This is a genomic window from Kitasatospora sp. NPDC056651, from assembly GCF_042792155.1.
Lineage (GTDB): Bacteria > Actinomycetota > Actinomycetes > Streptomycetales > Streptomycetaceae > Kitasatospora.
On sequence record NZ_JBHTWX010000042.1, the window covers coordinates 52,998 to 66,251 of the forward strand.

Genomic DNA, 13,254 nt, shown 5'->3' on the forward strand with positions numbered 1-13,254 from the left:
GCCGAGCGCGCGCACGTGTCGTGGTGGCTCGGGTGGTCTACGGGCGGGCCGGGGGCCAGGGAGTGGCGGTGGGGGTGAGGGTGGAGAGGGACTGGCGGATGCGGCGGACGGCCGGGTGGTGGGGGCCGTCGCGGCGTTCCCGGTCGAGGAGGAGGGAGAGCAGCCAGTGCCAGGCGTTCCCGGAGTCGCCGGTGGCGACGAGGTGGAGGCCGATGCGTTCGCGCAGGTCGTAGCTGCGCTCGGGATCGGTGTCGAGGCCGGATTCCAGGCGGGTGGTGTGGGCGGCGAGGAGGGCCTGGTACTCGGCGAGGGCCTCGGTGCCGTGGCCGAGCCGGTCCAGGCAGATGGCGGCGCGGTAGCGGTGGTCGAGGCCCTGGGGGCCGTACGGGCCTCCGTCGCCGGCGGGGACGGTGGCGGCGAGGCGCCGGTACTCGGGGAGGGCCTGCTGGGGGTGGCCCTCGTGGAGGAGGGTGCGGGCGTAGATGGAGCGGATGGTGCGCACCAGTGGTGCGGCGTCGCCGAGTTCGGCCTCGGCACGGGGCAGCAGGCGGGCGGCGAGGCCGAGGACCTCGGAGTGGCGGCCGACGTCGACCAGGTCGGAGAGCCGGGCGCACTCCGCGCCGAGGTCCGGCGGCGCAGGAACAGCGGGAGGAGCAGCGGGCGGGGCGGCCGGCGGGACGGCAGGCGGGGCGGGCGGAAGCAGGAAGGGCCTCGGCTCCGAGCGGACCACTGCGGGCACGGTCACCGCGGCGGGCTGCGGCTGGTGCGGGTGGCGGAACGGGCGGGCGGGGTCCGGCAGCGGGGTGTAGCGGGGCTGCGGGGCACCCGCGGCCGGCGGCAGCAGCGGAAGCAGCCGCGCGTACACGCTCTGGGCGTCGGCGGGGCGGTCGGCGGGCTGCTTGGCGAGCAGGTCGAGCACCAGCCGTTCCAGCGACTGCGGCACCTCGGGGCGCAACTCCCGGAGCGGGACGGGCGGTTCGTCGACGTGCCGGCGCAGGACGCCGAGCGCGGTCGGGGCCCGGAACGGCTCCTCGCCGGAGAGCATCTCGTGCAGCAGGCAGCCGAGCGCGTAGAGGTCGCTGCGCGGGTCGGTGGTGGCGGCGAGGGCCTGCTCGGGAGCCATGTAGGAGGGGCTGCCGACGGGCACGCCGGTGAGGGTGAGCCGGGTGGTCTCGGTGTCGAGGGCGGTCGCGATGCCGAGGTCCAGCAGGACGGTGCGGCCGTCCTCGCGGACCATGACGTTGCTCGGCTTGAGGTCGCGGTGGACCACCGGGATGGCGTGGACGGCGGCCAGCGCGGCGCACAGCTGCGCGGCCACGGCCACGGCGCGCTCGATCGGGAAGGGGGCGTCCTCGGCGATGAGGTCCGCCAGGCTGACCCCGGGGATGCGCTGCATGACGAGGTAGAGCTCGCCCCCGTCCTCGCCCGCGTCGAAGACGGTGACCAGCCCGGGGTGGTCGAGCGCGGCGGTGACCCGGCACTCGCGCAGGAAGCGGCGGCGCAACTCGTCGCCGTGGCTACGGCGTTCGGCACCGCTGCCGCTGCCACTGCGTCCGCCGCCGGGGAGCAGGTGCTCGGGGCGGAGCAGCTTGACCGCGACCGGGCGGTACAACCGCTCGTCCTGGGCGGCCCAGACCTGGCCCATGCCGCCGTGGCCGATCTTCTCGGTGAGCCGGTAGCGGTCGGCGATCAGCCGGGTGGCGGTCACGACCGGTCCTCGCGGGCCTGGCGGCGCAGCAACTCGCCCAGCTCGCGCAGGTCGTGGGCGGTCTCGGGGGCCGGAGCCACGGCGGGCCGGACGAAGGGAGCGGGCACGGGCGCGGGCGCGGGAACAGGACCGGGACCGGGCACCCCGTACCCCGGCGCGGTCGCCGCGTACGGCGCGCCGTTCGGCACCGCGTACGGCGAGACGCTCTGCGGAACGCCCCGTGGTACGGCCTGCGGCGCGGGCCGCCCGGCGAGCCAGACCGCGCGGCTGTCCATCACCAGGAAGTGCGCCGTCGGCACGAGCCACAGCACGGCCATCGTGATCGAGCCGGTGGTGTCGGCGGTCGGGTTCTGCAGGCTGCCCGCGACCCCGGCGGAGACGAACAGGGTCAGCAGCAGCGCGCAGAAGACCACCGCGCCGACGATGTCGTAGGCCCGCCGTCGCCGGAGCGCCAGCAGCAGCGAGGGGACCGCCCCGAGCAGCCCGAAGGTGAGCACCGGGGCCAGCGCACACAGCACCCGCGCCGCCACCCCGAACCGCCCGGGGATCGGCGCCGGACCGGCCGCCGCCCCGGGCACCGGGCCCGGCAGGTGCCCCGGCCCCGGCAGGTGCGGCGTTCCGCCGGGCGGCGGTCCGAACTGCCCGGGGTACTGCCCTGACATGCGCGCTCCTGAGCTGGTGAGGACCGGCACCGAGGACGGTGCGAACGGTTGCGCCCACCGTACCGTCCGCCCCGCCCGGGCCGGAGGGCTTCCGTCCGCTCGCGGCCGCATCGGTATCGCGCCGCTACCGGGCCGCTACTGAGCCGTGCTCAGCTCGGTCACGCCCGGTCCGAGCGGGCCACGCCCGGGCCACGCTCAGTCCACCGGCGGTGCCAGGGTGCCCGCGGCCAGGGCGTCGGTGGCGGCCCGGGCGAGGCCGTGGCCGAGGGCGGCGGCCTGGCCGAGCGCGGCATCGAAGGCGGCGAGGCGGGCGAAGGCGGTGCCGAGGCGCTGCTGGGCGGGCAGCGGGAGGCGCGGCAGTTCGACCCGGCGGATGTCGAGGCGGGCGGTGGTGGTGGCGTGGCTGGCGGCGCGGCGGGTGCCGGCGGTGGAGCGGAAGTGGCCGGCCAGGAATTCGGGGTCGAGGGCGTCCGGGTCGGGCCGCAGCAGGTGGAGTTGGCGGCCGAGGGCGGCGCCGACCAGCGGGCCCTCGGCGGGGACGACCCTGGCGGTGCCGCCGCCGAGGGCGGGGACCAGGACGTCGCCGGGGCGGGTGCGGACGTCACCGGCCGGCCCGGGGCCGGCGGCCAGGGCGGCGCTGGGGGCGGTGCCGCCCGCGAGGTCCTGGTCGGTGACGACGGGGGTGCCTCCCGTCCCCGCGGCGGCCGGCCGGGTGGCGGCGCCGGTGCCGGAGGAGTACACCTCCAGCGCGCCGCCGCGGACCAGCTCACCGATGGTGACCACACCGGCGGGGCTCGCGCCGGACACTCCGGACGCTCCGGACGCGCCGACCGGCTGCGGCAGCAGCGTGGCCGGGTCGGGGAGGCCGGCCAGCAGTTCGGCCAACCGGCCTCCGAGGTGGGAGAGTTCGGCGGCGCCGCCGAGCGGGGCGGCGGGCGGGACGTGCCGGGCCGGGGAGAGGTCGGTCTCGTCGTCGAGCAGGTCGATGGCGGCCACCGCCCGGTGGACGCCGGGGCGGTCGGCGGGGACCGGCAGGCCCTCGCGCGCGGCGAGGTCGAAGCCGCGCCAGGCCTCCAGAACGGTGCGCCGCAGCTCGGGCCAGTCCACCTTGTCCCGGCCGCCCTCGCCCGCCGGCCCCCCCGCGGTCCCGGCCGGGCCGGAGGGCGCCGCCCCGGCGTCGAGCAGCAGCACCTGGCGGAAGTCGCTCCCGGGCCGGGGCGCGCGCAGGACCCACAGGTGCAGCGGGACTCCGTACGGCGGGGCGGCGCCGGCGGGCAGCGCGATGACGGCCCGCAGTGCGCCGGAGCGCAGCAGTTCGGCGCGGATGCGGCGGCCGCCCCGGCGGGCGGCGACGGTCGGCGGGAGCAGCAGCGCGGCGAGGCCGCCGGGGCGGGTGTGCGCGAGGCAGTGCAGCACCCAGGCGAGTTCGGACTCGCCGCGCGGCGGAACGAGCCCGCCGGGCCACCGGGTGTCGAACTGCAACTCGTCGTGGCCCCAGTCGCGCTCGTTGTACGGGGGCTGGCAGAGCACGGCCTCGAAGGTGTCGCCGGGGAAGCCGTCGGCGCGCAGGGCGTCGCCGGCCCGCAGGTCGAGCGGGAGCGGGCCGGGCTCGGTGGCGGGGGTGTGCAGGGCGAGCCGGAGCCGGGCGAGGGCGGCGGTGACCGGGTCGGCGTCCTGGCCGTAGCGGCCGGTGGTCGGCGGGTGGGCGAGCAGCGCGGCGCCGAGGCCGACGGCCGGGTCGAGCACGGTGGCGGGGACTCCGGCGACGGCGGCGAGCAGTTCGGCGGCCTCCGGCGGGGTGGGGCTGAGCTGGCGGGTGTTGGCCTCGGCGTACCGGGTGAGCAGTTGCTCGTACGCGCCGGCCGGGCCGGCCTGGGCGGCGAGTTCGGCGAGCAGCCGGGCGAGGTCCAGCTGGGTGCTGCCGAGCAGGCCCGGCAGGCCGAGGGTGCGGGCGCCGTCCGGGCCGAAGGCGTGCACGGCGGTGCCGGCGACGGCGCGGGGCAGCGCGAGGGCGAGCCGCGTGTCGGCACGGCCGGCGAGGTCCGCCCACTGCTCGGGCTCGCGGTGCACCAGCAGGAGCAGGGCCCCGGCCTCGACGAGCGGGGCGGCGGGGTGGCCGGCCGGGTCGCGGAGGGTGTCGACGAGCTGCCAGACCCGTTCCAGCAGTGGGAGTTCGGCGATCTTGCCCTGGCCGCGCAGCCAGGACTCGACGTCGTCGAGCGCGAAGGCCGGGCTGGCGTCGGTACCGCCGACCGGGCGCGGGAAGTCGGGGTGGCGGCGGCGCCAGTTGCTGACCGCGGCCCGGCCGACGCCGGCCAGCCGAGCGATCTCGGCGGCGGTCACTTCGGGACGGTCCGGCACGGGGGGCTCCTTCGATGGGCGGCGGCCGCGCGGCGGGGCGCTGTGACCGCACAGCATAGCGACGCGCCTCACGACCCCAGTTCACATGTGAACAGAGTTCTTTTGTGAAATCGCGTTGACAGTATTCACACTCGGATGGTGTGATCTCTCCGTCGCCACCGAACGGAGGTGACACAGGGAAGACCACCGACCACCGGGAGAACACCCATGTCCGCGAGCACCCGCACCACCGCCGTCCGCCGCACCGCCGCGCTGCTGGTCGGCGCCGCGCTGGTCACCCTGAGCGCGACGGCGTGCGACTCCACCGGCGGCTCCTCCGTCTCGACCGAGGCGAAGGGGACGGCGGCCGTCACCGGCTCGGAGGCCGCCAAGCCCGCCGGTGCCGGGCCCGCCGACGGCAAGCCCGCCGACACCGCCAAGGCTCCCGCCAAGGCCGGCGACACCATCGCGCTCAAGGGCAACGACCCGGCCGACACCGCCGACGTGACGCTGGTGAAGGTGGTCGACAACGCCGAGGGCGACAACGAGTTCACCCACCCGGCCGACGGCAAGCGCTTCGTCGCGGTCCAGTTCCGGATCAAGGCGAGCGGCAAGAAGGCCTACAGCGACGCCCCGGGCAACAGCGCCAAGCTGCTGGACGCCGAGGGCCAGGCCTTCGGCACCACGATCGCGGACACCAAGGCCGGCCCGAGCTTCCAGGTCCCCGCCAACATCGCCCCGGGCGAGAGCGCCCTCGGCTTCGTCACCTTCGAGGTCCCGAAGGACGCCAAGCTCGACAAGGCCCAGTTCGGCCTCGACAGCGGCTTCGCCCCGCAGACCGGCCAGTGGAAGCTCGGCTGACGCCTCCGTTCACAGCCGCCACCCCGAGCGCCCGACCTCACGGACCTGACACCGCGAACCCGGCGCCACGGCCCCGACGTCACGGCCCCGACGTCACAAACCCGGTGTCACGGCCCCAATGTCACGAACCCGACGTCACAAACCCGGCGCCACGAAACGGAACGGCGGCCCCGGGCAGAGCCCGAGACCGCCGTCGACCCGCCCTCGCGGAGCGCTACTTCTTCGCCCCCGCCAGGTCGTCGAACATCGCCGACAGGAACTCGCTGCACCATCCCAGCAGTTCCCGCCCGACCAGCGGCTTCCCGCCGATCCGCCCGGTGCTCGGGCGCGGCACCAGCAGCTGCCGGGCCGCCGCCTTCACCTGGCTGCGCGGGTAGAGCCGGTTCAGCCGCAGCTGCTGGGACTCCCGCAGCTCCACCGGCCCGAAGCGGACGTTGGAGCCCTGGAGGGTGATGTCCGAGATCCCGCACCGCCGGGCGTACAGCCGCAGCGCCGCGACCATCAGCAGGTTCTCCACCGGCTCGGGCAGCTTCCCGTAGCGGTCCACCAGCTCGTCCCGGACCTGCCGGATGTCCTCCTCCGAGTTGACCGCCGCGATCGAGCGGTACGCCTGCAGCCGCAGCCGCTCGCCGGGCGCGTAGTCGTGCGGCACGTGGGCGTCCACCGGCAGCTCGATCTTCACCTCCAGCGGCTCCTCCTCCGGCTCCCCGCCGTTCGCCAGCGACTCGCGGAACTCCGCCACCGCCTCGCCGACCATCCGCATGTAGAGGTCGAAGCCGACCCCGGCGATGTGCCCGGACTGCTCGCCGCCCAGCAGGTTGCCCGCGCCGCGGATCTCCAGGTCCTTCATCGCGACGTACATGCCGGCGCCCATCTCGGTGTGCTGGGCGATGGTGGCCAACCGCTCGTGCGCGGTCTCGGTGAGCGGCTTCTCCGGCGGGTACAGCATGTACGCGTAGCCGCGCTCGCGACCGCGCCCGACCCGGCCGCGCAGCTGGTGCAGCTGGGAGAGGCCGAAGGTGTCGCCGCGCTCCACGATCAGGGTGTTGGCGTTGGAGATGTCGATGCCGGACTCCACGATCGTGGTCGACACCAGGACGTCGAACTCCTTCTCCCAGAAGTCGACGACGACCTTCTCCAGCTGGGTCTCCCCCATCTGCCCGTGCGCGGTGGCGATCCGGGCCTCGGGCACCAGGTCCTTCAGCCGGGCGGCCGCCTTGTCGATCGACTCCACCCGGTTGTGGATGTAGAACACCTGTCCCTCACGCAGGAGTTCACGCCGGATCGCGGCCGAGATCTGCTTCTCGTCGTACGGTCCGACGAAGGTCAGCACCGGGTGCCGCTCCTCCGGCGGGGTGGTGATGGTGGACATCTCGCGGATGCCGGTGACCGCCATCTCCAGGGTGCGCGGGATCGGGGTCGCGGACATGGTGAGCACGTCCACGTTGGCCCTCAGCTTCTTCAGCTGCTCCTTGTGCTCGACGCCGAAGCGCTGCTCCTCGTCGACGATGACCAGCCCGAGGTCCTTGAACCTGGTCTCGGAGGAGAACAGCCGGTGGGTGCCGATGACGACGTCCACCGAGCCCTCGAACAGCCCCTCCAGGACGGCCTTGGCCTCGGTGTCGGTCTGGAAGCGGGACAGCGCCTTCACCGTGACCGGGAAGTTGGCGTACCGCTCGGCGAAGGTCGAGAAGTGCTGCTGTACCAGCAGCGTGGTCGGCACCAGCACCGCCACCTGCTTGCCGTCCTGCACCGCCTTGAACGCGGCCCGCACGGCGATCTCGGTCTTGCCGTAGCCGACGTCGCCGCAGATCAGCCGGTCCATCGGGACGGACTTCTCCATGTCCGACTTGACCTCGGCGATGGTGGTCAGCTGGTCCGGCGTCTCCGCGTACGGGAAGGCGTCCTCCAGCTCCCGCTGCCACGGGGTGTCCGGGCCGAAGGTGTGGCCGGGGGCGGCCATCCGCGCCGAGTACAGCTTGATCAGGTCGGCGGCGATCTCCTTGACGGCCTTCTTGGCCCGCTGCTTGGTCTTCGCCCAGTCCGCGCCGCCGAGCCGGTGCAGCGTCGGGGCCTCGCCGCCGACGTACTTGGTGACCTGGTCGAGCTGGTCGGTCGGCACGAACAGCCGGTCGCCGGGGTGGCCCCGCTTGGCCGGGGCGTACTCCAGCACCAGGTACTCGCGGGTGGCTCCCTGGACGGTGCGCTGCACCATCTCGACGTACTTGCCGACGCCGTGCGCCTCGTGGACGACGTAGTCGCCGGCGACGAGCGCCAGCGGGTCGATCGCGTTGCGGCGGCGCGAGGGCATCCGGCGCATGTCCTTGGTGGAGGACTTCTGGCCGGACAGGTCGGTCTCGGTGATGACGGTGAGCCTGAGGTCCTCGTCGACGAACCCGTGCTCGATCGAGCCGCAGGAGACGTAGACGACGTCCCGGGTGGGCGCCTCGGCGAGGTCGGCGACCAGCCGGGCCGGGATGCCCTCGTTGCCGAGCACCTCGGCGAGCCGGGAGGCCGGGCCGTGGCCCTCGGTCACCATGACGACCCGCCAGTCGGCGGCCAGCCGCTCCTTGGCGTCGGCGATCGCCCGGGCGGTGTCGCCCCGGTAGGCCTCGACGGCGTGCATGCCGAGGGTGAGCGTGTTCGCGTCGAACTCCAGGACGCCGTCGACCGTCGACTCGCTGGTCGCGAACGGGCTGACGGACCACCAGGGCAGCCCGATCTCGGCGGCGTGCTCGCGCACCTCGGCGAGCGAGCGCAGCGAGGCGGCGGAGACGTCGATCGCCTCCAGGTCGATCGGCCGGTCCCCGCCCGCCGCGGCCGCCACCCAGGAGGCGTGCAGGAACTCCTGGCTGGTCGCCACCAGGTCGGCCGCCCGGGTGCGGACCCGCTCCGGGTCGCAGACCACCGCCACGGAGCCGAGCGGCAGCACGTCCAGCAGCAGCTCCATGTCGTCGACCAGCACCGGCGCCAGCGACTCCATGCCCTCGACCGCGATGCCCTCGGCGATCTTGTCCAGGATCTCGGCCAGCCCGGGGTGCCCGGCGGCCAGCTCGGCGGCCCGGGCCCGCACCTCGTCGGTGAGCAGCAGCTCACGGCAGGGCGGCGCCCACAGGCCGTGCTCGGCGATCTCCAGCGAGCGCTGGTCGGCGACCTTGAAGTAGCGGACCTCCTCGACCTCGTCGCCCCAGAACTCCACCCGCAGCGGGTGCTCCTCGGTCGGCGGGAAGACGTCCAGGATGCCGCCGCGGACGGCGAACTCGCCGCGCTTCTCGACCAGTTCGACCCGCGCGTAGGCGGCGGCGGAGAGCCGGCGGGCCACCTCCTCCAGGTCGTACGACTCGCCGCGCGCCACGGCCACCGGCTCCAGCTCGGCCAGCCCCTTGACCTGCGGCTGGAGCACCGAGCGGACCGGGGCGACGATCACCTGGACCGGCCCGGCCGCCGGATCGTCCGCCCGCGGGTGCGCGATCCGGCGCAGCACGGCCAGCCGGCGCCCGACGGTGTCCGAGCGGGGCGACAGCCGCTCGTGCGGCAGGGTCTCCCAGGCCGGGTACTCGGCGACGGCGTCGGCGGGCAGCAGCGAGCGCAGCGAGGCCGCGAGGTCCTCGGCCTCCCGGCCGGTCGCGGTGACGGCGAGCACCGGGCGGCCCCGGTCCCCGGCGGCCTGTCCGGCCAGCGCGCGGGCCAGCGCGGCGATGGCGAACGGCCTGGCGGCGGGCGGGCCGACCAGGTCCAGGTGGCGGCGTCCGCCGGCCTCGGCTCCGGTGGCGGTGGCCGCCTCGATGGCCTCGGCGAGCGCCGCGTCCCGCGCGACGACATCGAGCAGTCCGGTCAGGCTCATTGGGGTCTCTTCTTCGTCCCGTGGCTGGTGCTGCCCCCGGGCGTCGAAGGCCCGCCGGGGCAACGCGAACGGCCCGGCACGCCGAGCGGCCGGGGGTCTCCAGCCTACGCCGCGGCACGGACCCGCACCCGGTCCACCGCTTCGGCGGTGCCGGACCGGTGCCGAACCGGAGCCGGACCGCGGCCGGGCCAGGGCGGACCGTAGCCCGGCCGGCGCCGACCGGGGCCCGAGCGGCACGGAGCCGGAGCGGCCACGCCGCCGAACATGTCAGGAGCACGTCCGGGAACGAACCACTGGACGGAACACCGGACCGGCCGGTGGACGAACCAACCGGCACACGTACCGACCCGGACACGGCTATCCGCCACGAACTGGACATACTCCTGTCACTGGCCGTCCATGGAGATCGCGCACCATGGTGAACGTGCCCGCCGCACCCAACCGTGGGGGATGGCTGTGGCGGCACTGTCGCACCCCCGATGGGGGTCGGAGGTGCGAGGCCGGGCGACCCTGGGTGGGGGCGCCCGCCCAAGCGCCGGGAACCGTGGCGCCCTTTCCTGGAGGGCGCCACGGGTCTCGGCCTCTTTCGTTCCCAGGCCTACCCCGCCGGGCGACGGCCCATCCCGGGAAGTTTCCGGGCACCCGCGCCGCCCGAACCCACCCCGGTACGGCGAAGGCCCCGGCCACCGGCGGCGGAGCCGGGTGGTCGGGGCCTTCGCGAGGTGCGGTCGCGCGGCCGGTCAGCGGCGGCGGTAGCTCACCGTGTGGGGGGTCGCGTAGTCAACGCCGTCGTCCACGATGATGATCTTCGGGACGATCCGGGTCTCCTCCTCCGCCCGCGCGCCGGTGTCCGTCCCGGCCTTCCCGTCGGTCTTCCCGTCGACCTCGGCCCGCTCGCCGTCGACCTCGGCCCGCTCGCCGTCGACCTCGGCCCGCTCGCCGTCGGCCCGCGCCCCGGTCACCGTCTCCCCGGTGACCGTCTCCCCGGCGGGCGGCGAGGCCGGCTTCGGCGGCACCGGGCCGGTCGCCACGGGCCCGCCGATGGCCTTGGCGGCGCTGCCGCCGACCACCGGCGTGCGCAGCACCGTCGTCGAGCTCTCCTGCGCGGGGGCCTTGGCCTGGGCGGGAGCCGCCGGCCCGGACGCCCCGGTCCGGCCCTCGGGCTTCCGCAGGTCCGCCACCGGGATCTCCCCGGTGTCCGCCTCCGAGTCCACCCGCACCCCGTCGGCGACGGCGTCCTCGACCGCGTCCGCCGGAGCAGGGGCCGCGGCGGCCTTGGAGGCCCGGGAAGCCGTGGACCCCCCGGCCGCCTTCGCGCCCTGGGCCGCCGCGACGGCCGCCGCGGCCGCCGCGGGCTCGATCTGGCCGACCGCCGCCCCGGTGAGCGAGGCCAGCGTGGCCTTGATGTGGTCCAGGTGCTGCTGCACCGTCTCCAGCCGGGTGTCGAACTCGCGCTGCTCGCTCTCGGTCGCCGCGTTGATCTTCTCGGCCTCCCGGCGGGCCTGCTCGACCAGCTGGTCGGCCTTGGCCTGGGCGTCCGCCTCCAGCTGCTTGATCTGGTTCAGCGCGGTCTCCCGCTGCTGCTCCGCCTCCTTGACCCGGCGCTCGGCGGTCGCGGAGACCTCGGTGTCCTCGGCGTCGGCCTTGGCCTGGGCGGCGGCGAAGGTCTCGTCGGCCTTGCGTCGCCGGGTGGCCAGCTCGGCCTCGGCCTGCTCGCTGGCCTCGGCGGCGGCCACCCGCACCTTGGCGGCGTAGGAGGTGGCGGCGTCCCGCACGGAGCGGCTCTCCCGGTCGGTCTCCGACCGGATGCCCTCGGCCTCGGCCCGGGTGCGCTCGCTCGTGCGGCGGGCGGCCGCGTCGGCGTCGCCACGGGTCGTGGCGGCGTACTCCTTGGCGGCGCGGTCGGCCGCCTGCCCGGCGTCGTAGACCTCGTCGCGCAGGTCCTCGGCGAAGCGCTCGGCCTTCTCCCGGACGGCGCGTGCCTCGTTCTCGGCCATCGCGGCCAGCCCGGCGGCCTGTTCGCTGAGCACCTGGTAGTCGGGGTCCGGGGCTTCCTCGGCGGTCCGGACGATGTCGGCCAGCCGGGCCTCCATCTGCCGGATGCCGGCGCCCAGGACGCTCAGCCGTTCCCACGCCTCGTCACGCTGCGCGGTGAGGGCGGCGAGGGCTCGGTCGACCTGCTCGGGCGCGTAGCCCTTGCGGGCCTGGGTGAAGCCGTACTGGGGGACGGCGTCGCTCATGGGCTCTTCCCCTCGTTTCGCGGGCTGCGGAGCCCATGATCGGACGGAACGGACGGATCCGGAACCGGTTCGGAGCCCGGGGCCGGAATCCGTCGCCGTACGGACCGGAATATGTCGAGGACTGGACGGATAGACCCATCCTCTTGACCTATTTTGCGCAGATCCGGGCGAAACCCCAATAAGGCACAGCTGCGGCGGCATGCCGGAGGGGTCGTCCCGGACTCCGGAACGGCCCCTCCCCACCTGCGAGGATCGGAGACGGTCCGGCTACAGCAGACCGTCCCAGAACTGCTCCAGCAGCACGGCCCACCAGGTGTCCGCGTTCTGCAGGGCCGCCGGGTCGATCGCGGCGAGCTGGGCCTGGAAGTCGGTCGTCCAGCGACCGGCCTGCTCCGGCGTCAGCCCGTACCGCAGCCGCCACATCCGGCCCAGCAGGGCCAGCGAGCGGACGAACTCCGGTACACCGCTGTTGACGAACCGGGGCGGCTGCCCGGTTCCGTCGACGTCCACGGCCACCACGTTCGCGGTGCCGTACTGGACGCACAGCTGGCGGCCGTAGTCGTTGCCCAGCACCAGGTAGCCGCCGAAGTCCGGGCCCGCGGCGAGACCGCGCTCGGCGGCCAGCTCGGCGAGCGTCGGGATCGGGCGGCCCTCCTGCGCCTGCGCCCAGAAGAACGGCCCGAAGTCGCGCGGCAGCCCGGCCCACACCAGGGTCTGGGACACCGGCTCGGGCACGCCCTGGCGGGAGACGGCGCGCTGCTCGTAGCGGAACAGGTTCTGCCCGAAGGCCGTACCGACCTCCTGGGCGAGCTGCTGCGGCGGGAGCGGCGGCAGCGGCTGGACCGTCCCGGGCGCGGGCAGCGGCACCCGGAACGGGCGGACCCGCTGGGCGCCGGAGGCCAGCTGGTGCAGCTCGTCCAGGTGGTCGAGCAGCTCGGCCATCCCGGCCTGCCGGGAGGCGTGGTCGCGACCGTACCCGGCGGTGTGGGTGAGCCGGACGTTCGGCCAGGACGCGGCGATCATGCGGTTGCAGTAGCCGCCCGGCAGGTCGCACGACTCCAGCTCGGTGTAGAGCTCCAGCACCTGCTCCGGCGGCACGTTGAGCCGCCGCAGGTCCTGGAGGATCTTCCACTCCGGGTGCGGGGTGCCGGGCTCGCTGCGGTGCAGCAGCTTCTGCTCCGAGCCGTCCGGGCCCCGGTAGCTGAGCGCGGCGAAGTACCCCGGGCCGACCGCGGGCACGCCCGGGGGCACCGGCACGGGCTGCGGCGAGCCGGGCACCGCCGGCGGGACGACCCCGGCGGCGGCGGCCGCGTTCGGGTAGCCGTAGCCGGCCGCGGGCGCGGCGGGGGCCGCCGGACCACCGGGCGGCGGCGGGACGGCCGGGCCGCCGGACGGCGGGGTGCCCGGGTCCGCCGGGCCGCTCAGCAGCGCCGGGTCGATCGCGTTCGCCAGCTGGGTCGCCTCGTACGCCGTGCCGGACGCGGCCGGCCCGCCCTGCGGGGCCGGCGCCGGTGCCGGTGCCGGTGCCCCGCCGGCCAGCAGGCCCGGCGGGGGCGGGGGCGGCGGGGCGGAGTCGGCGCCGCGGCCGCCGGGATGGGC

At 75.6% G+C, this 13,254-nt stretch carries 7 protein-coding genes; 1 reads left to right on the top strand and 6 read right to left on the bottom strand.

The features are described 5' to 3' along the window. Positions 1 to 37: 37 nt before the first annotated feature. The 3 genes from ACFRAR_RS18425 to ACFRAR_RS18435 all read right to left on the bottom strand — a co-directional run bounded on the left by ACFRAR_RS18425 (position 38) and on the right by ACFRAR_RS18435 (position 4,731). Positions 38 to 1,708 (bottom strand): protein kinase, encoded by a 1,671-nt coding sequence (locus ACFRAR_RS18425; protein ID WP_380699128.1) that lies wholly within the window; start codon positions 1,706 to 1,708, stop codon positions 38 to 40. Continuing rightward, positions 1,705 to 2,370: a hypothetical protein gene (locus ACFRAR_RS18430; RefSeq protein ID WP_380699129.1), complete on the bottom strand. Its 666-nt coding sequence runs from the start codon at positions 2,368 to 2,370 to the stop codon at positions 1,705 to 1,707. The genes ACFRAR_RS18425 and ACFRAR_RS18430 overlap by 4 nt, the downstream gene beginning before the upstream one ends. 195 nt (positions 2,371 to 2,565) lie before the next feature. After that, positions 2,566 to 4,731 (bottom strand): N-6 DNA methylase, encoded by a 2,166-nt coding sequence (locus ACFRAR_RS18435; protein ID WP_380699130.1) that lies wholly within the window; start codon positions 4,729 to 4,731, stop codon positions 2,566 to 2,568. Between the two features lie 207 nt (positions 4,732 to 4,938). Here ACFRAR_RS18435 and ACFRAR_RS18440 point away from each other — a divergent pair, with 207 nt between their 5' ends. After that, positions 4,939 to 5,571, top strand: coding sequence for a DUF4352 domain-containing protein (locus ACFRAR_RS18440; RefSeq protein WP_380699131.1), 633 nt, complete (start codon positions 4,939 to 4,941; stop codon positions 5,569 to 5,571). A 214-nt stretch (positions 5,572 to 5,785) separates the two neighbouring features. Here ACFRAR_RS18440 and mfd read toward each other — a convergent pair whose 3' ends face one another. The 3 genes from mfd to ACFRAR_RS18455 form a co-directional block, all read right to left on the bottom strand. Then, positions 5,786 to 9,415: a transcription-repair coupling factor gene (gene mfd, locus ACFRAR_RS18445; protein WP_380699132.1), complete on the bottom strand. Its 3,630-nt coding sequence runs from the start codon at positions 9,413 to 9,415 to the stop codon at positions 5,786 to 5,788. A 740-nt stretch (positions 9,416 to 10,155) separates the two neighbouring features. Then, positions 10,156 to 11,655, bottom strand: coding sequence for a hypothetical protein (locus ACFRAR_RS18450; protein WP_380699133.1), 1,500 nt, complete (start codon positions 11,653 to 11,655; stop codon positions 10,156 to 10,158). Between the two features lie 267 nt (positions 11,656 to 11,922). Beyond that, the coding region (locus ACFRAR_RS18455; protein WP_380699134.1) for an SUKH-4 family immunity protein at positions 11,923 to 13,254 on the bottom strand (1,332 nt) is incomplete at its 5' end.